Consider the following 18,283-nt stretch of genomic DNA (forward strand, 5'->3'; position numbering starts at 1 on the left):
CGATGACCGACTCGCACCTCACCCGCCGCACGCTGTTGCGGTACGGCGCCTACGGCGCGGGTGCCGCCGCCCTGGGAGGCACCGCCGCGAGCTGGGAGCGGCTCACCGGAGCCGACATCCCCGGACGTGACGACGGTTCCCTCGTCGTCGCCACACTCGGCCCCGCCTACGGGCCGGAGGCCATCCGCACGCTCCGCGAGGGCTTCCGCGAGCTGCACCCCGACATCAAGCTGCAGATCAACGCGGTGCAGGCCGTGGACTGGTCGGACTTCTTCGCGAAGATCCTCACGCAGGTGGCCGCCGGCACCGCACCGGACCTGGTGTACGTCGCCACCGAGGGCGTGCAGCTGTTCGCGCAGCGGCTCGGGGTGGCCCTGGACACGTGGGTGAAGCGGGACGCGGCCGAGCTGAAGGAGTACTTCGCCGATGTCCACCCGTCCCTGGTGGAGTCGATGATGTACGAGGGCAGCCTCTTCCAGCTGCCGGTGGAGTTCAACGCGGCCGACATGTACCTCAACCGCCAGGTACTGCGGCGGGCCGGGGCGCAGTACCCGCCCGCCGACTGGACCCGCGACGACTTCACGTCGTTGCTGCGGGACATGAAGCAGGCGAGCGGCTCGCGCTTCACTCCCTACTTCTGGACCAACCGGCTGTGGGGCGGCGTGGTGCCCTGGCTGTTCGCGAACGGCACCAATCTGCTCGCGGAGTCCAAGGCGCCCGGCGGCGAGTGGCTGTGGGACTCCTTCTACCCGGCCGGCCAACGCGCGGGCCGCGGGGGCGGCTTCCGGTGGACCACGCCGCAGGCCACGCACGACCGGGTGGAGGAGGTCTACGACTATCTCGCCTCCCTTGTCCGCGACGGCCTGTGCACCCGGCCCGAGGGCGGCAACGGCCAGAACCTCATCGGCGTGTTCTCCACCGGCCGGGTCGGTGTCACTCCGGCGGGCGGCTTCTGGGCGGGCGGCCTGCACCTGGCGGGGATGGAGCGGGACGGGTTCGACGTGCAGTACTTCCCACGCTGGCGCACCCAGCGCATGCAGTACGGCGCGGCGGGATACGCACTGCTGCGCACCTCGAAGAGGCAGGAAGAAGCCTGGGAGTTCATCAAGTACGCGGCCCGCAAGGACACCCTGTCCCAGCTGTTCACGACGAACCAGACAACCCCGGCCCGCCGCTCGATGCTGACCGCCGGCCGCTACGAGGAGACCGGCCCGACGCACTGGCAGGTCTTCTACGACACCCTCGACCGGTTCCCCCACACGGGACCCATCCCGGCGCCGCCGCAGGTCGCCGAGGTCGAGCAGCTACTGCTCAAGCACACCGGCACGGCCCTGGCCTCCTCGCGCTCGGTGCGTCCCGCGCTGCGCCGGTTGCAGGGCGACCTGGAGAAGGCCATGGAGCGTGACGCATGACGGACACCCGGATACCGCCCGCCCGAGCCGAACGGCACGAGGCCCCGCCCGCCGAGAACGCACCGCGTCGCTCGGCCCGCGACCGCGGCACCCGACTGCTGGCCACACTGTTCCTGGCCCCGACGATCGTCGGCATCGTCGTCTTCACGGTCGTCCCCATCGCCGGCTCGGTGGTGCTGAGCTTCTTCCACTGGAACGTGATCGACTCGCCGCGCTTCGCCGGCGGCTCCAACTACGGCGCGGTCTTCGGTGACGAGACCGTGCTGGTGTCCTTCCGCAACACCCTCGTCTTCATGGTGCTCGCGGTGGCGCTGCAACTGCTCGTCGCGCTGGCGCTCGCCCTGACGCTGACCGGGCGGATGCCCGTGTGGCTGCGGTCGGTGTTCCGCTCCGCGTTCTTCTTCCCCCTGGTGTTGTCCGCCGCGTCGATCTCCGTGGTGATGAAGTACCTGTTCAACCAGGACTTCGGGGTGATCAACTGGCTGCTCGGCTTCGTCGGGATCGCGCCGGTGCCGTGGCTGACGTCGGAGAACGCGGCGATGGCGACGGTGGTCCTGGTCTACGTCTGGCAGCAGTTCGGCTTCTCGTTCCTTCTGTTCGTCGGCGGTCTGAACAACATCCCGAAGGAGATCCACGAGGCCGCCGCCCTGGACGGCGCGACCGGCCTGCGCAAGCACCTCTCCGTCACGCTGCCGCTGCTGTCGCCGACGCTGCTGGTCGCCTCGGTGGTCGGCATCATCAACGCGCTCCAGGTCTTCGAGCAGCCCTACGTCCTGACCAACGGCGGTCCCGGCGACTCGACCCGCACGGTCGTGATGGTGATCTACGAGACCGCGTTCGAGCAGCTCCGCTTCGGTGAGGCCTCAGCGGTGGGTGTGCTGCTGTTCGTGCTGATCATGGCGGTCACGGCCCTCCAGTTCCGGCTCAGCCGGCGTTTCGTCCACTACCAGTGAGCCGGGTGAGTCCCTTGAGCCAAGCAACCCTGTCCTTCAGCCGTGCGCGCCACGGGCTGGCGCCGTGGGCGCGGATCGCCGGACTGACGGTGTGCGCCCTGCTCACGCTCGGTCCGGTGGTGTGGACGGTGTCCACGTCCCTGCGCACACCTGCCGAGGCGTTCGACCTGCCGCCGCAGCTCATCCCGTCCGACCCGTCGACCGAGGCGTACCGGGGGGTGTTCGGCCAGATCGACGTGTGGCTGCTCGCCCTCAACTCCACGCTGGTCACGGGTCTGATCGCGGTCGGCCAGATGATCACGGCGGGGCTGGCCGGATACGCCTTCGCCCGCCTGGAGTTCCGCTTCAAGAAGCCGCTGTTCGCCCTTGTCCTGGCGACGATGATGGTGCCCTTGCAGGTCACGATCGTGCCGGTGTTCCTGGTCCTGAAGTCGATGAGCCTGACCGACACCCTGCTCGGGCTGATCATCCCGGCCTTCCCTACGGCGTTCGGCACGTTCCTGATGCGGCAGTACTTCCTGGGCATGCCCAAGGATCTGGGTGAGGCGGCGATGCTGGACGGTGCCGGCCCCTGGCGGACGTTCCGGTCGGTGTACGCCCCGCTGGCCGCGCCCGGCCTCGCGATCGTCGGGGTCCTGGCCTTCAACTACCACTGGAACGAGTTCTTCCGGCCGCTGATCCTCGAAACGTCCGGCCAGAACTACACGTTGCCGCTGGGACTGGTCTCCCTCCAGGGCAACCTCGGCACCGGCTCCGTCTCCGTGGTGCTCGCCGGTGTCGTCCTCTCCATGATTCCCGCCGTCGCCGTGTTCGCCGTCGGTCAGCGCCCTCTGCGTGAGGGCATCACGTCCGCAGGAGTCAACCGTTGAGCCTCGCCGCTCCCCCGCAGGACCCGCACGCCCCGCGCTTCCGGGTCCGCCCGCCCGCCAACTGGATGAACGACCCCAACGGGCCGTTCCGCTGGCGCGGCCGCTACCACCTCTTCTACCAGCACAACCCCGACGCCCCGGTGCACGCCAACGTCCACTGGGGCCACGCCTCCAGCCCCGACCTCGCCCACTGGGAGCACCACCCGATCGCCCTCACCCCGACCCCGGGCGGCCCGGACGAGGCGGGCTGCTGGTCCGGGTGCGTCGTCGACGACCGCGGCGTGCCGACGGCCGTCTACACCGGGGTCGACCGTGACCACAGCGGGCTCGGCACGATCTGTCTGGCCCGGGCGGCGGATCCGGACGACCCCGCGCTGGCCGACTGGACTACCCTGCCCACGCCGGTGTTGACGGGCCCGCCCGAGGACCTGGACGTGGTGATGTTCCGCGACCCGTTCGTCTTCCGCCACGGCGGCCGGCGCCGGGCGCTGGTCGGCGCGGGGCACGCGGACGGTACGCCGTCGGTCCTGCTGTACGACTGCGACGACCTGACCGACTGGCGCTTCGCGGGTGTGCTCCTGGACGGCCGGGACCCGGCCGCTGCCGCGGTGTTCGGCGACCGGGCGACGGGCTGGGAGTGCCCGCAGCTCTTCGCGACGCGGGGCGGCGAGTGGGTGCTGGTCGTCTCCCTGTGGGACGGCGACCCGTGGACCACCGGCTACCTGACGGGACGTCTGGATGCGGACCTGCGCTTCTCCGCCCGGGCGGGCGGAATGCTCGACCACGGCCGCGACTTCTACGCGCCCGCCGTGCTCCAGGAGCCGGGCCGGGCCTTGATGTGGGGCTGGTCGTGGGAGGCCCGCGAGCAGGGCGAGGCCGGCTGGGCAGGCGTCCTGACCGCGCCCCGGGTCGTCGACGTCCATCCGGACGGGGCGCTGCGGGTGACCCCGGCCCCGGAGCTGCGCCGGCTGCACGCCGACGAACCGTTCGTCACCGCCCCGGGCCGGGCCGCGCTGCCGGCGGCCTACGACCTGACGGTGAGCGCCCGCGGTCACACCACCGTGAGTCTGCTGCGCTCGGCCTCGGGCGCCGAGCTGACGGTCCGGCTGGACCCGGGCGAGGGCACCGTGGCCCTGGACCGTGGCGACTGGCCCCGTGCGAAGGCCGGGGCGCCGGTCGTCGTCCATGTGCCGCCCGACGAGGAGCTCACGGTACGCCTTCTCGTCGACGGCTCGCTGTACGAGCTGTTCGTCGGGGACCGGGCCATGGTCACCGAGCGCGTCTACCACCGGCCTGACGACATACGGGAGTTGACGGTGCCGTCCGGCGCGGCCGTCACCGGATGGGAGCTGGTCCCACCGACGCACGGCTGATCACCGGGCAGGCCAGACGCCGCACGGTGGCGGGCGGGGTCCGGCCGGTGACGATGGAGTCCAGCAGGAGCCGGGTGGCGGCCTCGCCCATCTCCCGATGGGGCAGCGCGACGGTGGTGAGGGGCGGCGTGAGGTACGCGGCCATGTGCTCCTGGTCGTCGTAGCCCACCACCGACAGGTCGCCGGGTACGGCGATCCCGAGCCGGGTCGCGGCGTGCAGGACGCCTGCCGCGACCCGGTCGTTGTAGGTGAAGATCCCGGTGGGCCGGAGGTCGGCCGGGGTGCCGTCGAGGAGGCGGACGGCACCCTCGTAGCCGCCGGAGATCTCGCCTCCGGTCCGGACGACCCAGTCCCTGGGCACGGTGATGCCCTCGGCGCGCAGCGCGTCGCGGAAGCCGCGCAGCCGCTCGGCCGAGGCGATGTCGTCGTGCCCGCCGACGACTGCGACCCGCCGGTGCCCCTGTTCCAGCAACAACCGGGCCGCCGTACGGCCGCCGGCCCGCTCGGCGGGGATGACGGCGGGCAGTGAACCGTCCTCGGGCAGGCAGTTGGCCAGCACGGAGTGGGTGCGGTGCAGGCCCTCGGGGACGCGGACGCGGCGCAGCGACATGGCCGCGTAGATGATGCCGTCGACGCGCCGGTCGAGGAGTTCGGCGACCGCCGCGTCCTCCTTGGCCGGGTCGCCGCCGGAGTCGACGGTGAGGACCAGGTGCTGGCCGGCCCAGGCGGTGTCCATGGCGCCGCGCAGCAGCCGCCCGGCGAACGGTGAGGAGGCGATCTCGTCGGTGACCAGGCCGATCACGGCCGTACGGCTGCGGCGCAGACCGCGGGCGACGGGGTCGGGCCGGTAACCGAGCTGGACCGCGGCCTGCCGGATGCGCTCCTGCGTGGCGGGCGAGAGGTTGCCCTGGGCGCGGCCGTTGAACACGAAGGACACCGCGGTGTGCGACACGCCGGCGAGCCGGGCGACGTCCCGCGAGGTGGGACGCCCCGGTCGTGCCGCCGGCTTCTCCTCGGCGCTGCCCATGCCGTCCGCCGTCCTCATCCCCCACCCGTCCGGTTGATCATTGCTCACCCTATCCGTGACGCTGGAGGGACGACACAGGCAGACGCCACAGGCAGTCCACACAGTCAACGGGAAGGTCCGACGGTGATCAGCATCCCGACGCACACGCTCAATGACGGTACGACGCTCCCCGCCCTCGGCCTCGGCACCTGGCCGCTCGGCGACGACGAGGCCCAGCAGGCGGTGCTCTCGGCCCTGGAGGCGGGCTACCGCCTGATCGACACGGCGACGAACTACCGCAACGAGACGGGGGTCGGCCGGGCCGTGGCCTCCGGGGTGGTGCCGCGCGAGGAGATCGTCGTGACGACGAAGCTCCCGGGCCGGCACCACGGCTACGAGGAGACGCTCGCCTCCTTCGAGGAGTCCCGGACCCGTCTGGGCCTGGAGTACGTCGACCTGTACCTGATCCACTGGCCGCTGCCGCGCGTGGACCGGTACGTCGACTCCTGGAAGGCCATGATCAAGCTGCGCGAGGAGGGGCTCGTCCGGTCGATCGGCGTCTCGAACTTCACGGCCGGGCACATCGAGCGGCTGGAGAAGGAGACCGGGGTGCTGCCCTCGGTCAACCAGATCGAACTGCACCCGTTCCTGCCGCAGGACGACCTGCGCGCCTTTCATGCGGCCAAGGGCGTCCTGACCGAGAGCTGGAGCCCGCTGGGCCGGGGCACGCCCCTGCTTCGGGACCCCGCGGTGGTGCGGATCGCCGAGACGCACGGGGTGGCGCCCGGGCAGGTCGTGCTGCGCTGGCACATGCAGCTGGGCGCGGTGCCCATCCCGAAGTCGGCGAACCCCGAGCGGCAGCGCGAGAACCTCGACGTCTTCGGCTTCGAGCTGAGCGAGGACGAGATGACCGCCATCGCGGACCGGGCGCGGCGGCGGGTCGGCGGGGACCCCGAGGTGCACGAGGAGTTCTGACGGGTACCCGGGGCACCCTGGGCAGGAAGGAGCCGCAGGTGGCTGAGCGTGACCGGCTGCGGGACTACCGCGGCAAACGCGACTTCGACCGGACCGGCGAGCCCCGGGGCAGCGGGGAGTCCGCCGGGGACCGGCCCCGGTTCGTGGTGCAGATCCACGACGCGAGCACGATGCACTTCGACTTCCGGTTGCAGGTGGACGACGTCCTGAAGTCCTGGTCGATCCCCAAGGGCCCCTCGGCGGACCCGAAGGACAAGCGGCTGGCCGTGCCCACGGAGGACCATCCGCTGGAGTACGAGGAGTTCGAGGGCGTGATCCCCCGCGGTGAGTACGGCGGCGGCACGGTGATCGTCTGGGACCACGGCACGTACGAGCCGCTGAGCCACGACCGCAAGGGACGGCCGGTGGACTTCGCCGAGTCGCTGGAGCGGGGGCACGCCACGTTCCGGCTGAGCGGGGCGAAACTGCGCGGCGAGTACGCCCTGACCCGGTTCCGCGGTGACGGCAGTGGTGACGGCGAGGAGGCCTGGCTGCTGGTGAAGCGGGCCGGGGGCCGGGCGCGTGCGCACGGGGCCCCCGACCCGCGCCGGGCACGTTCGGCCGTGTCCGGGCGCACCCTCGCCCAGGTCGCCTCGGACGCGGCCGGGGAGTGACGGAGATGGCCGGTCTCCTCGACACCCTGCCCGAGGGACAGCGGCGGCAGCTCGGGGCGGCCCGTCCGGGGGCGGAACTGGCGGCGCGCCCGATGCTCGCCACGCTGAGCGACCGGCGCGAGTTCTCGGACGCGGACGAGGAGTGGGTGTTCGAGCGGAAGCTGGACGGCATCCGGGTGCTGGCGGTCCGGGACGGGGAGCGGGTGACGCTGCTGTCGCGGTCGGGCCGCCGGCTGAACGACACCTACCCTGAGATCGTGGACGCGCTCGCCGCACAGGCGTGCGCGGACTTCGTCCTCGACGGGGAGATCGTCGCGTTCTCGGGCGGGCGCACCGACTTCTCCCGGCTCCAGCAGCGCATGGGCCTGACCCGGCGTCAGGACGTGGCGGCGAGCCGGGTGGCCGTGACCTACTACGTGTTCGACCTGCTCCGGCTGGACGGGGCCGACACCAGGGGCCTGCCGCTGCGGGCTCGCAAGTCGCTGCTGCGCCGGGCTGTGGCGTACCGCTCCCCGCTCCGGCTGACGCCGCATCGCAACGCGGGCGGCGCCGAACTGCTGGCGGACGTGTGCGCCCGGGGCTGGGAGGGCCTGATCGCCAAGCGCGCCGACGGTGTCTACGAGCCGCGCAGGTCGTCGGACTGGCTGAAGCTGAAGTGCTCCCAGGGGCAGGAGTTCGTCGTCGGCGGTTTCACCGAACCGGCCGGGAGCCGGGTGGGGCTCGGCGCGCTGCTGCTCGGCCACTACGCGGGCGGGCGGCTGCGGTACGCGGGCAAGGTCGGCACGGGTTTCGGCCGGCGCACGCTGCTGGACCTGCGCGAGCGGCTCGACGGGCTGCGCGTGTCCGGCTCACCGTTCGACGGGCCGGTGCGGGAGGCGGGCGCGCGCTGGGTGCGGCCGGAGCTGGTGGCCCAGATCGCGTTCTCCGAGTGGACGCGTGACGGCATGCTGCGCCACCCGCGGTACCTGGGGCTGCGGGACGACAAGAAGCCACGGGACGTGGTGCGGGAGCGCCCGTCGGGGCACGCCGCCGCGTGAGCGGCCCGGTCAGAACAGCGGTGTGAGCGACTGTTCGCACCAGATCGTCTTGCCCCGGGTGGTCTGCCGGCTGCCCCAGCGCTGGGTGAGCTGGGCGACCAGCAGCAGTCCGCGGCCGCCCTCGTCGTCCTGGTGGGCCCGCCGCAGATGCGGGGAGGTCGAACTGCCGTCGGAGACCTCACAGATGAGGGCCTGGTCGCGGATCAGCCGGAGCTGGATGGGCTCGGCGCCGTACCGGATGGCGTTGGTGACGAGTTCGCTGACGACGAGTTCGGTGACGAAGGCCGTCTCGTCCAGGCCCCACGCGGTGAGCTGCTCGGTGGCGGCCTGGCGGGTGGCGGCCACGTGCGCGGGGTCCGGCGGGACGTCCCAGGTGGCGACCCGGTCCGCGCCGAGCGCCCGGGTACGGGCCAGCAGCAGGGCCACGTCGTCGCTGGGCTCCTCCGGCAGTACGGCCTTGAGCACGGTGTCGCACAGGGCGTCGAGCGAGTCGGCGGGCGCGGTCAGGGCGCGGCACAGCTCGTCCGTGGCGTGGTCGACGTCGCGGTCGCGGTCCTCGATGAGCCCGTCCGTGTAGAGGGCGACGACGGAGCCCTCGGGCAGTTGGAGCTCCGTCGCCTCGAACGGCAGCCCCCCGACGCCCAGCGGGGGCCCCGCGCTCATGGGGATCAGCCGCGCTGACCCGTCGGGCAGGACCAGGGCGGGGGCGGGGTGCCCGGCGGCGGCCAGGTTCAGCCGGCGCGTGACGGGGTCGTAGACGGCGTACAGGCAGGTCGCGCCGAGTTCGGCGACCTCGTCACCGTCGTCGTCCGACGCGAGATGGGTGACCAGGTCGTCGAGGTGGGTGAGGAGTTCGTCCGGAGGCAGGTCCACGTCGGCGAGGGTGCGTACCGCCGTGACCAGGCGGCCCATGGTCGCCGAGGAGGGGATGCCGTGGCCCACGACGTCACCGACGACGAGCGCGACCCGGCTGCCGGACAGCGGGATCACGTCGAACCAGTCGCCGCCGATGCCGGCCGCCGAGCCGGAGGGCAGATAGCGGTGGGCGACCTGGACGGCGGCCTGACCGGGCAGTCCCCTCGGCAGCAGGCTGTGCTGGAGGGCCAGCGCGGTGGTGCGCTCGCGGGCGAAGCGGCGGGCGTTGTCGACGCAGACCGCGGCGCGGCTGGCGAGTTCCTCGGCGAACACGGCGTCGTCGGCGGCGTAGTCGTCGACCTGCCGGATGCGCACGGCGACCGCGACGCCGAGGGTGGTGCCGCGGGCCCGGAGCGGCACCGCCATCATCGAGTGGACGCCCTGGCGGTAGGGGCTGCCCTGCGGGGCGCGTGTGTTGCGCTCGGCGACCCAGCGCATGAAGGACGGCTCCCCCGCCTGGCTGACGATCGCCCGGCCCTCCCGCATCGCCCGCGCGATGGGGGAGAACGAGGGGTAGGCGTCCACTTCGCCCAGGTGGACGGCGGCTTCCGGGGTGCCCTCGGTGACGGAGCCGTGGGCGACGCGGCGCAGCACGATGTCGTCCGTGGGGACGGCCGGCGACTCCTCCGCGCCGAGGACCCAGTCGAACAGGTCCACGCTCGCGAAGTCGGCGAACCGGGGCACCACGACCCCGATGAGCTCCTCGGCCGTGCGCACCACGTCCAGGGTGGTGCCGATGGCCGCCGCGGCCTCGTTCAGCAGGGCCAGCCGCTGCCGCGCCCAGTACTGCTCGGTGCTGTCGAACGCGGCCAGGGCGGTGCCCAGGAGCTCGCCGGAGTGGTCGCGGACCGGCCACATCTCGGTGACCCAGGCGTGCTCCCGGTTCAGGGCCGGGGCGCCCGTGTAGCTCTCGTAGCGGAGCGGGCGGCCGGTCTCGACGACGTGCCGGAGGTGCCAGTTGAAGCCCTGGCTGTGCTCGGCCTCCTCGACGGTCTCCGGGAAGTGCCGCCCGAGCAGGGTCTCCTCGGGCACGCCCATCACATGGCAGGCGGCGTCGTTGAGCCGCAGATAGCGCTGGTCGGTGTCGAACACGGACATCGACATGGACGCCTGCTGGAAGGCCTTGCCGGCCAGGGACGTCTCGGCGCTGCCGGGGGGTTCGGCGGTGATCACGAAGCCCTCCGGTGCCCCGTCCCGGCCGGTCACGGCGGAGGCCGTGACGCGCAGCCCGACCAGATAGCCGTCGTGGTGCCGCACCATGACGGTGCCCGACCGCGCGGACAACGCCTCCGGCGGCACGTCCTCGGCGAGCAGTTCCCGTACGGACCGGCCCACGGCCTCTTCGGCGGGGTAGCCGGTCAGTCGCCGGGCACCCTCGCTCCACCCCGTCACGGTGCCGCGGGCGTCGATGATCGCAGCAGCGGAGGCGTCCTCCATATCGTCCAGGATTATCCCTTTGCCGCCCCTTATCAACCGTGACGGAGCATTCGTGACGGTGTCAGCTCCGGTGCGCGCGCAGGGCGGCCAGTGCCCGGTCGGCGTGCACGTTCATGCGCAGTTCGCTGCGGACGACGTCGAGGACGGTGCGGTCCTGCCCTATGACGAACGTGGTGCGTTTGGTCGGGGCCAGGGAGAAGCCGCGTTTCACGCCGAACCGCTCGCGGACCGTGCCGTCGGTGTCGGACAGCAGGGGCATGCCGAGGCCGTGCTGTCCGGCGAACTCCTGCTGGCGCTCGACGGTGTCCCCGCTGATGCCGACGGGGCGCGCCCCGACGGCGGCGAACTCGGCGGCGAGATCGCGGAAGTGGCAGGCCTGCGCGGTGCAGCCGGGGGTCAGGGCGGCCGGGTAGAAGAAGAGCACGACCGGCCCCTCGGCGAGCAGCCCGGACAGGCTGCGGACGGTGCCGGTCTCGTCGGGCAGGGCGAAGTCCTCGACCGTGTCCCCGGCCTCCACGCGCGCGGTCACGACCGGCCCCGCGCGTTCCGTGCGACGCCGCGGGCCCAGAGCACGAGGGGCAGCTGGAGCGGCAGGCGCCCGAAGGCCGCGGCCTTCTGCGGCGCGGGGCGGTGGCGCCAGTCGGCCGCCATCTTCACGTTGGCGGGGAACACCCCGACGAAGAAGGCCGCCGTGGCCAGCGCGGCGGCCTTGCGGGTACGCGTCAGCGTCAGGCCCGCGGCCAGCGCGAGCTCGGCGGCTCCGCTGACGTAGGTCCAGGTCCTGGGCGTGCCCGGCAGGCCGCTCGGGATGGTCGCGTCGAACGGGCGTGGGGTGGCGAAGTGGGCGATACCCGCGGTGGCCAGCAGGCCGGCGAGCAGCAGGGGCGAGCGTTCGGACCGGGACACGGTTCCTCCTCTGATGACCTGCCGCGCGATATTACTGGACGGTAGAAAGGTCAGTTCGCCGGGTCCTGCCGATGCCGTTGGTGAGCACCCGGGGTGTAGCCGAACGAGCGGCGGAAGACGTCGATGAAGGCGCTGGCGGAGGACCAGCCGCAGCGGTGGGCGACGGTCGTGACGGGCAGGCCGTCGGCCAGCATCCGCAGGGCGTGGTAGAGCCGTGACTGGGTGCGCCACTGCGGGAACGTCATGCCGAACTCGCTGCGGAAGAGCCGGCTGAGGGTGCGCTCCCCCACGCCGGTGGCGGCGCCGAGGGCGGCGAGGGTGCCCGCGCCCGCCGGGTCGGCGTGCACGAGCGCGCAGACGGCGGCCAGGCGCGGGTCGGCGGGCGTGGGCAGGCGCAGTGGCTGCTGGGGCGAGAGGCGCAGCTGGTCGCACAGGACGGCGCGCAGCCGGTGCCGCTCGGGGCTGTCGTCGCCGGGGTCGCGGGTGTAGGCGAGGATCAGCTCGCGCAGCAGCGGGCTGACGACGAGGACGGCAGGGTGGGCAGGCGGGACGTCGCGGACACCCCCCAGGGGGTTGTCGTCCGCGGGCAGGCCGATCAGGTGCAGGTCGAGCCGGCCGTGGGCGCGGTGGGCGTGCACGGTGCCGGCCGGGACCCAGATGGCGCGGGTGCCGGGCGCGAACCAGGTGCCGGCGTCGGTGGTGACGGCGACGACGCCGGAGCCCGCGTAGACGATCTGGTGGTCGTCGTGCCGGTGCGCGTCGATGCGGTCGCCCGCGGTCAGCCGCTGGGCGCGGGTCGGGGCCGTCGGCATGTGGCGGATGTTCGGCACAGTCCGGCAGATTATCGGAAGCGGGCCGGGCACCCCGGCGGCGACGATCTCCGGGTGACCGCTTCCCGCCGCAACCGGCCCGTCGCTCTGATGTCCCTGGGACACGCCTGCGTGGACGTCTACCAGGGCGCCGTGGCCGCTCTGGTGCCGTACTTCGTCGCCGAGCGCGCCTACTCCTACGCCGCCGCCTCCGGCGTCGTCCTGGCCGCCTCCCTGCTCTCGTCGCTGGTGCAGCCGCTGTTCGGGGTGCTCACCGACCGGTGGGCGATGCCGTGGCTGCTGCCGCTCGGCGCGCTGACAGCCGGGGCGGGCGTCGCCCTGAGCGGGGTGGCCGGCTCCTACGCATGGACCCTGGCGGTCGTCGCCGTGTCGGGGGCCGGGGTGGCCGCCTACCATCCGGAGGCCGCCCGGGTGGCGCGGGCCGTCGCGCACGGCCGGCACACGGCGATGAGCTGGTTCTCCTTCGGCGGCAACGCCGGTTTCGCCCTGGCACCGCTGCTGGTCCTCGCCGTGATGGCGATCGGCGGCCTGCGCGCCTCTCCCCTGCTGGCCGTCCCGGCGGTGGCGGGAGCGGCACTGTGCGCGGCGGCGGTGCGCGCGACCGCGTCCGGCGCGGCGCAGGCGGTCGCGCCCGTCCTCGCGGGCCGCGACGACTGGCCGGCCTTCCTGCGGCTGTCCGGGGCCGTGATCTGCCGCTCGGTCGTGTTCGTCGGTCTGAGCGCGTTCGTCTCGCTGTACGTGCGGGAGCGGACCGGGGGCGGGGAGCCGGCCGGTACGGCGGCGCTGTTCGTGCTCTACGCCGGTGGTGCGGTGGGCACGCTGGCCGGGGGGCGGCTGGCCGAGCGGTACGGGCGGCTGGCGGTGGTGCGCCGGTCGTACGCGCTGACGGTGCTCGCCGTGGCCGGTCTGGTCCTGGTGCCGGGGCCGCTGGTGTACCTGTTCGTCGCGCTCGCGTCGGCGGGCTTGTACGTGCCGTTCTCGCTGCACATCACCCTGGGCCAGGACTGTCTGCCCCGGCGGGTGGGCACCGCGAGCGGGGTCACGCTGGGGCTGACGGTGAGCGTCGGCGGCCTCGCCGCGCCCCTGCTCGGGGTGCTGGCCGATGCGACGTCCCTGCGGACGGCCCTGCTGCCGCTCATCGCCCTGCCCGCGGTGGGGCGGCTGCTGCTGTGCCGGCTGCGCGAGCCCGCACCGCCCGGTCCCGCGGTCGCCGAGCGCGCGGGTCCGCGCGATCCGGCCGCACGGTGACCTGAGGGGGTCAGGCCCGGCCGGCGGGGGCGGACCGGTCCTCGGGCTCCTCGTCGACGGCGTGGGCGAGGAAGTCGTCGACCATACGGTGGAAGAGCGTGGCGAGCTGCCGCAGCTCGTCGGGGGACCAGTCGGACAGGGCCATCTGCATGCCGCGGACCCCGACCTCGCGGACCTTGGCGATGGCCTGCCGGCCGGTGTCGGTGAGCTCGATGCGCTGGGCGCGGCGGTCGTCGGGGTCGGGCACGCGGGTGACGTAGCCGGACTTCTGCAACTGCTGCACCGTGCGCGTGACGTGCGAGGCCTCCACTCCCAGCCGGGCGGCGAGCTCCCCCGGCCGCAGCGGCTCGGAGTCGGCGACCTGCCGCAGCAGCGCGACGGCGGCCCGGTCGAGCGGCACCCCCGCCAGGGCCATCAGCCGGTCGTGCTGGCGGGCGCGCGTGCTCAGGTACGTGATACGGGTGAGCGCACGCTCGATCTCGATCACTTCCGGGGAGGGGACGTCGGGGAGCGGTGGTGTGGACATGCGAGCCACGTTACCATCTCGTTGCCTAACTCAAGTAATTCACCGATGTCGCCGTTCGGGGGAAAGACGCGGAAACGCGCGTGACCGCAGCCCGGTCCGTCCACAACTCACCCGTGGACCTGCCCCTGATCCCGCCCATGCTCGCGACGCCCGGCACCCTGCCGCCCGCCGCGCAGGACGCGCGCTGGGCCTATGAGACCAAGCAGGACGGCCAGCGGGTGGTGGTCTATTGCCCCGGGGACGGCAGCGTGCTGCTGCGCGCCCGTTCCGGGGAGGACATCACGGCCGCGTACCCCGAACTGCGGCCCTTGGGCACCGCGTTGGGTCCCGTGCCCGCCGTGCTGGACGGGGAGATCCTGGCCCTGGACGAACAGGGCCGGGCCAGCTTCCAGTTGCTCCAGTCCCGCATGGGCCTGGCCCACGCGCCCGCGAGGGCGGCCCGGCGGGCGGCGGAGGTGCCGGTCCACCTCGCGCTGTTCGACCTGATGCACCTCGGGGACCGGTCGCTGATCCGGCTGGCCTACGCACGGCGCCGCGCGGCGCTGGAGGACCTCGGCCTTGCCGGGCCCTCCTGGTCGACCCCGGCCGCGATCGTCGGCCACGGCGCCGAGGCCCTGGCCGCCACGCGCGAGCACGGCATGGAGGGCCTGGTCTGCAAGCGGCTGGACTCGGTGTACGAGCCGGGGGTGCGCTCCCGGGCCTGGATCAAGATCCGCAACATGCGCACCGAGGACGTCCTGGTCGGCGGCTGGCAGCCCGGCAAGGGCCGGCTCACCGGCCTGCCCGGTGCCGTGCTGGTCGGGCAGCGTGCCGCGGGGCGGCTGCGCTACGTCGGGAGTGTGGGCACCGGCTGGAGCGAGGCCGAACGGACGGAACTCGCCGGGCTGCTGCGGGCCGCCGCGACCGACCGCTGCCCCTTCGACCCCGCCCCGCGGGCTCCCGGCGCGCACTGGGTCGTACCCCGGCTGGTCGGCGAGGTCCGCTACAGCACCCGCACCCGGGAGGGGCTGCTGCGGCAGCCGTCCTGGCTGCGGCTCCGGCCGGATCTCGCACCCGAGGAGGCGGCGGCCGACATCCCGGACGACATGGTCTGAAACGGCGCGCGGACTCCGGCTGTTAGGGGGCGGTTCACCTCTGAGATCACCTCTTCCTCTTGGCATGGACGCGTTCAACCTGGAAGCTGAACCTCCCTTTCCCCCACAGCCGTTGGGCTGCGCCCAAGAGGAGGACGCAGTGTCGTCACGCCCGTTCGCACCCCGCAGGAGATGGCTCACCGGAGTGGCCGGTGCCGCCGCCCTCGTCCTCGCCTTCCCCGCCACGGCCTTCGCCGCCCCGCCGCGGGCGCTGCCCGCCAACGCAGACGCGCTGGAGAAGACGTACCAGCCCGCCTACGACTACGACACCGACGGCTGCTACTCCACGCCCGCCATCGGCGCGGACGGCACCGTCAACGGCGGGCTCAACCCGACCGGCGCACTGAACGGCGACTGCCGCGACGCCTCGGACCTGGACAACACCAACGGCTACGCGCGCTCCAAGTGCAACAACGGCTGGTGCGCCATCCTGTACGCCCTCTACTTCGAGAAGGACCAGGCGGTGGCCGGCAGCAGTATCGGCGGCCACCGGCACGACTTCGAGCACGTCGCGGTGTTCGTGCAGGACAACCAGGTCAAGTACGTCTCGACGTCCGCCCACGGCTCGTTCAGCGTGCAGGCGGCGTCGCAGGTCCGCTTCGACGGCACGCACCCGAAGATCGTCTACCACAAGGACGGGGCGAGCACCCACTGCTTCCGTCTCGCCAACGCGAACGACGAGCCGCCCGAGAACCACAAGGGCTCCTGGCAGTACCCGCCGCTGGTCGGCTGGAACGGCTACCCCGCCGGGGTCCGCGACAAGCTCACGTCGTACGACTTCGGCAGCGCCAACTTCGGCCTGAAGGACGCCAACTTCGCGAACCACCTGGCGTCGGCCAAGCCCTCGGGCATCGCGTTCGACCCCTACGCCTGATCTCACGGCCCCGGCCGGTGACCTAGGTCCCCGGCCGGGCCCGGCTTCCGCCCCGCGTCCGATCCGCCGGCGCGGGGCGGGCGCATAGCGTCCCGGTCATGGACGCACACGACACGACAGGGACACTCGAGGAAGCCCTCGAACGGCTCCACGCCTCGGGGCCGGAGCGGCTCGGCCGGCTCACCAACCACGCCCCCATGGTCGTGGAGGCGCTGGCCGCGCACGGGCAGGCGAGCGCCGTGCACCGCTGGCTGGATCTGTACCGGCCCAAGCTGGAGGACTTCCCCACCCCCGTGGCACCGGTGACCGACGCCGACTGGCGCGAGGCGCTGGGAGATCCGCGCCGGGCCGCCGACTGGATCGGGTATTTCGGCCACGCCCTGGCGCAGCAGCCGTGGCGGGACGTCCTCGCGGCCTGGTGGCCCCGGCTGCTGCCGGGGCTGTACGGCGGCTCCACGCATCCGGTGATCCGCGTCGGCCACGCCGTACGAGCGCTGGAAGCCGGCGAGAGCGCCCCGCGGCTCGCCGAACTCGCCCACGGGCTGGGCTACTGGGCGGCCCGGCACCGTCCCGTGTCCGGCATCGCCGTACTGCCCGCCGCGCCGAGTGCGGCGCGGTCCCTGGACGCCGTGCCGCCGATCGCCGATCCCCGGGGCGGTTTTCCCGACCGGCTGGCAGCCGTACGGCGGCTGCCGCTGTGGGCGAGCGAGGTGACCGACCCGGACACGGCACGCGCACGCCTGGTCGAACTGGTCCGGGCCGCGACCCATCGGTACGCCACCCACGGCCACGGGGAGGAGACCATGCTGGTGCATGCGGCGACGGCCCCCAACGCCGTGCTGCGCGCCCTCGGTTCCCTGCCCCGCGAGCTGTGGGCGCCGAGTCTGCACGCGGCGTGGACCGCGTCCGCGGCGGTCACGGCCATGTACGCCCACGCCGAGCCCCTCTCTCACGTCCCCGCGCCCGGCCGCACCGCCGAGGAGGTGCTGGAACGGGCCCTCGCCCACGGCGACGAACACGTCATCAAGCTCACCGACACCGCCCTCGACGTGGGCGACGAGCGGGCCCTGGCCGCGGCCCTGCGGGCGGTCGAACTGAGCGAGCCGCTCGTCCCGAACTGACGTACGCCGAAGGGCGGTCGGGGGAGGTACGGCACGACCGTGTCCCCGGGAGGGTCTATCGTGTCGGCATGTCCGTCCCCGAACTGATCCGTATCGTCTCCCGCGACTCCCCGATGGCGCTCGCCCAGGTGGAGCGAGTCCGGGACGAGCTGGCCGCCGCCCATCCCGGAGTGCGCACCGAGGTCGTACCGGTGAAGACCACCGGCGACAAGTGGATGGGTGATCTGTCCAAGGTCGAGGGCAAGGGCGCGTTCACCAAGGAGGTCGACGCGGCGCTGCTGGCCGGTGAGGCCGACCTCGCCGTGCACTGCGTGAAGGACGTGCCCGCCGACCGGCCGCTCCCGGCGGGGACGGTGTTCGCCGCGTTCCTCGAGCGGGACGACATCCGGGACGCCCTGATCCACCCGGGCGGGCTCACCCTGGACGAGCTGCCGGCCGGGACGCGGATCGGCACCTCCTCGGTGCGCCGGGTCGCCCAACTGGCCGCCACGCACCCGCATCTTCAGTGCGTGCCGTTCCGGGGCAACGCCAACCGGCGCCTGGCGAAGCTGGCCGCCGGAGAGGCCGACGCCCTGCTGCTCGCGGTCTCCGGCCTGGAGCGCATCGGCCGGCAGGACGTCATCACCGAGATCCTGTCCACCGAGACGATGATGCCGCCCATCGGCGCGGGCGTGCTGGCGCTCCAGTGCCGGGAGGACGACGCCGACCTGATCGACGCGGTGAGCGGTCTCGGCGACCCGGACACCCACCGGGAGACCACCGCCGAGCGCATGTTCCTGCATGTGCTCCAGGGCCACTGCAACAGCCCCATCGCCGGGTTCGCGCGGGTGGACCGCAGCGGCGAACTGTCCCTGCGGGCCTGTGTGTTCACCCCGGACGGCAAGACCCGGCTGAACGCCCACGAGTGGGCGGGCCGGCTCGACCCGGCCACGCTCGGCACCTCGGTCGCCGTGGCCCTGCTGCGCCAGGGCGCCCGCGAGATCATCGACGGCATCCCGCACTGACCCGCGGGACG

18 protein-coding genes are annotated in these 18,283 nt (G+C 73.2%); 12 read left to right on the forward strand and 6 right to left on the reverse strand.

The window, feature by feature from the left end; genetic code table 11:
• Positions 1 to 2 precede the first annotated feature (2 nt).
• Genes CCL05_RS02770 through CCL05_RS02785 form a run of 4 tightly spaced genes read left to right on the forward strand, consistent with a single transcriptional unit; the run spans position 3 to position 4,607 of the window.
• Positions 3 to 1,412, forward strand: a complete 1,410-nt coding sequence (locus CCL05_RS02770) for an extracellular solute-binding protein (RefSeq protein WP_086558867.1) — start codon at positions 3 to 5, stop codon at positions 1,410 to 1,412.
• The gene (locus CCL05_RS02775; RefSeq protein ID WP_086558868.1) at positions 1,409 to 2,365 is read left to right on the forward strand and encodes a carbohydrate ABC transporter permease; all 957 of its coding nucleotides are present in this window, start codon (positions 1,409 to 1,411) and stop codon (positions 2,363 to 2,365) included. The genes CCL05_RS02770 and CCL05_RS02775 overlap by 4 nt, the downstream gene beginning before the upstream one ends.
• Positions 2,366 to 2,379: 14 nt before the next feature.
• Positions 2,380 to 3,234 (forward strand): carbohydrate ABC transporter permease, encoded by an 855-nt coding sequence (locus CCL05_RS02780; protein ID WP_086558869.1) that lies wholly within the window; start codon positions 2,380 to 2,382, stop codon positions 3,232 to 3,234.
• Positions 3,231 to 4,607, forward strand: a complete 1,377-nt coding sequence (locus tag CCL05_RS02785) for a glycoside hydrolase family 32 protein (RefSeq protein WP_086558870.1) — start codon at positions 3,231 to 3,233, stop codon at positions 4,605 to 4,607. The genes CCL05_RS02780 and CCL05_RS02785 overlap by 4 nt, the downstream gene beginning before the upstream one ends.
• On the opposite strand, the gene CCL05_RS02790 is transcribed toward CCL05_RS02785, so the two are convergent.
• The gene (locus tag CCL05_RS02790; protein ID WP_086558871.1) at positions 4,570 to 5,634 is read right to left on the reverse strand and encodes a LacI family DNA-binding transcriptional regulator; all 1,065 of its coding nucleotides are present in this window, start codon (positions 5,632 to 5,634) and stop codon (positions 4,570 to 4,572) included. The genes CCL05_RS02785 and CCL05_RS02790 overlap by 38 nt on opposite strands.
• 123 nt (positions 5,635 to 5,757) lie before the next feature.
• On the opposite strand from CCL05_RS02790, the gene CCL05_RS02795 reads away from it, so the two are divergent.
• Genes CCL05_RS02795 through ligD (CCL05_RS02805) form a run of 3 tightly spaced genes read left to right on the forward strand, consistent with a single transcriptional unit; the run spans position 5,758 to position 8,278 of the window.
• A complete protein-coding gene (locus tag CCL05_RS02795; RefSeq protein ID WP_086558872.1) occupies positions 5,758 to 6,588 on the forward strand; it encodes an aldo/keto reductase in 831 nt (276 codons plus the stop codon).
• Positions 6,589 to 6,626: 38 nt separating this feature from the next.
• Positions 6,627 to 7,241, forward strand: coding sequence for a DNA polymerase ligase N-terminal domain-containing protein (locus tag CCL05_RS02800; protein ID WP_086558873.1), 615 nt, complete (start codon positions 6,627 to 6,629; stop codon positions 7,239 to 7,241).
• 5 nt (positions 7,242 to 7,246) lie between these two features.
• Positions 7,247 to 8,278, forward strand: coding sequence for a non-homologous end-joining DNA ligase (ligD, locus tag CCL05_RS02805; protein ID WP_086558874.1), 1,032 nt, complete (start codon positions 7,247 to 7,249; stop codon positions 8,276 to 8,278).
• 9 nt (positions 8,279 to 8,287) lie between these two features.
• On the opposite strand, the gene CCL05_RS02810 is transcribed toward ligD (CCL05_RS02805), so the two are convergent.
• From CCL05_RS02810 to CCL05_RS02825, 4 genes are all read right to left on the reverse strand, one after another.
• The gene (locus CCL05_RS02810; RefSeq protein WP_086558875.1) at positions 8,288 to 10,630 is read right to left on the reverse strand and encodes a SpoIIE family protein phosphatase; all 2,343 of its coding nucleotides are present in this window, start codon (positions 10,628 to 10,630) and stop codon (positions 8,288 to 8,290) included.
• A 61-nt stretch (positions 10,631 to 10,691) separates the two neighbouring features.
• The gene (locus CCL05_RS02815; RefSeq protein ID WP_086558876.1) at positions 10,692 to 11,159 is read right to left on the reverse strand and encodes a peroxiredoxin; all 468 of its coding nucleotides are present in this window, start codon (positions 11,157 to 11,159) and stop codon (positions 10,692 to 10,694) included.
• Positions 11,156 to 11,536 carry a DoxX family protein gene (locus CCL05_RS02820; protein WP_086558877.1) on the reverse strand — a complete coding sequence of 127 codons (381 nt, stop codon included), beginning with the start codon at positions 11,534 to 11,536 and terminating at the stop codon, positions 11,156 to 11,158. Before CCL05_RS02820 ends, CCL05_RS02815 begins: the two co-directional genes overlap by 4 nt.
• 50 nt (positions 11,537 to 11,586) lie before the next feature.
• Entirely contained in the window at positions 11,587 to 12,366 is a 780-nt protein-coding gene (locus tag CCL05_RS02825) for an AraC family transcriptional regulator (protein WP_107400413.1), read from the reverse strand.
• A gap of 90 nt (positions 12,367 to 12,456) precedes the next feature.
• Here CCL05_RS02825 and CCL05_RS02830 point away from each other — a divergent pair, with 90 nt between their 5' ends.
• Complete coding sequence (locus CCL05_RS02830) at positions 12,457 to 13,614, forward strand: MFS transporter (RefSeq protein WP_086558908.1); 1,158 nt, start codon at positions 12,457 to 12,459, stop codon at positions 13,612 to 13,614.
• A gap of 10 nt (positions 13,615 to 13,624) precedes the next feature.
• On the opposite strand, the gene CCL05_RS02835 is transcribed toward CCL05_RS02830, so the two are convergent.
• Complete coding sequence (locus CCL05_RS02835; protein ID WP_086558878.1) at positions 13,625 to 14,140, reverse strand: MarR family winged helix-turn-helix transcriptional regulator; 516 nt, start codon at positions 14,138 to 14,140, stop codon at positions 13,625 to 13,627.
• A gap of 113 nt (positions 14,141 to 14,253) precedes the next feature.
• Here CCL05_RS02835 and ligD (CCL05_RS02840) point away from each other — a divergent pair, with 113 nt between their 5' ends.
• The 4 genes from ligD (CCL05_RS02840) (at position 14,254) to hemC (ending at position 18,272) form a co-directional block, all read left to right on the forward strand.
• Complete coding sequence (gene ligD / locus CCL05_RS02840; RefSeq protein ID WP_086558909.1) at positions 14,254 to 15,234, forward strand: non-homologous end-joining DNA ligase; 981 nt, start codon at positions 14,254 to 14,256, stop codon at positions 15,232 to 15,234.
• A 139-nt stretch (positions 15,235 to 15,373) separates the two neighbouring features.
• On the forward strand, positions 15,374 to 16,147 hold the full coding sequence (locus CCL05_RS02845) for an NPP1 family protein (RefSeq protein ID WP_086558879.1): 774 nt from the start codon (positions 15,374 to 15,376) through the stop codon (positions 16,145 to 16,147).
• Positions 16,148 to 16,245: 98 nt separating this feature from the next.
• Complete coding sequence (locus tag CCL05_RS02850; protein WP_086558880.1) at positions 16,246 to 17,268, forward strand: questin oxidase family protein; 1,023 nt, start codon at positions 16,246 to 16,248, stop codon at positions 17,266 to 17,268.
• 68 nt (positions 17,269 to 17,336) lie between these two features.
• Positions 17,337 to 18,272, forward strand: a complete 936-nt coding sequence (gene hemC / locus CCL05_RS02855) for a hydroxymethylbilane synthase (protein ID WP_086558881.1) — start codon at positions 17,337 to 17,339, stop codon at positions 18,270 to 18,272.
• The last annotated feature ends 11 nt before the right edge of the window (positions 18,273 to 18,283 follow it).

The organism is Streptomyces africanus (assembly GCF_002150735.1).
GTDB classification, from domain to species: Bacteria; Actinomycetota; Actinomycetes; order Streptomycetales; family Streptomycetaceae; genus Streptomyces; species Streptomyces africanus.

Coding starts and splice junctions, on each gene's coding strand:
- CCL05_RS02770 (WP_086558867.1), top strand. CDS start 3: ATGACCGACTCGCACCTCACCCGCCGCACGCTGTTGCGGTACGGCGCC.
- CCL05_RS02775 (WP_086558868.1), top strand. CDS start 1,409: ATGACGGACACCCGGATACCGCCCGCCCGAGCCGAACGGCACGAGGCC.
- CCL05_RS02790 (WP_086558871.1), bottom strand. CDS start 5,634: ATGGGCAGCGCCGAGGAGAAGCCGGCGGCACGACCGGGGCGTCCCACC.
- ligD (WP_086558874.1), top strand. CDS start 7,247: ATGGCCGGTCTCCTCGACACCCTGCCCGAGGGACAGCGGCGGCAGCTC.
- CCL05_RS02810 (WP_086558875.1), bottom strand. CDS start 10,630: ATGGAGGACGCCTCCGCTGCTGCGATCATCGACGCCCGCGGCACCGTG.
- CCL05_RS02830 (WP_086558908.1), top strand. CDS start 12,457: ATGTCCCTGGGACACGCCTGCGTGGACGTCTACCAGGGCGCCGTGGCC.
- CCL05_RS02835 (WP_086558878.1), bottom strand. CDS start 14,140: ATGTCCACACCACCGCTCCCCGACGTCCCCTCCCCGGAAGTGATCGAG.
- CCL05_RS02850 (WP_086558880.1), top strand. CDS start 16,246: ATGGACGCACACGACACGACAGGGACACTCGAGGAAGCCCTCGAACGG.
- hemC (WP_086558881.1), top strand. CDS start 17,337: ATGTCCGTCCCCGAACTGATCCGTATCGTCTCCCGCGACTCCCCGATG.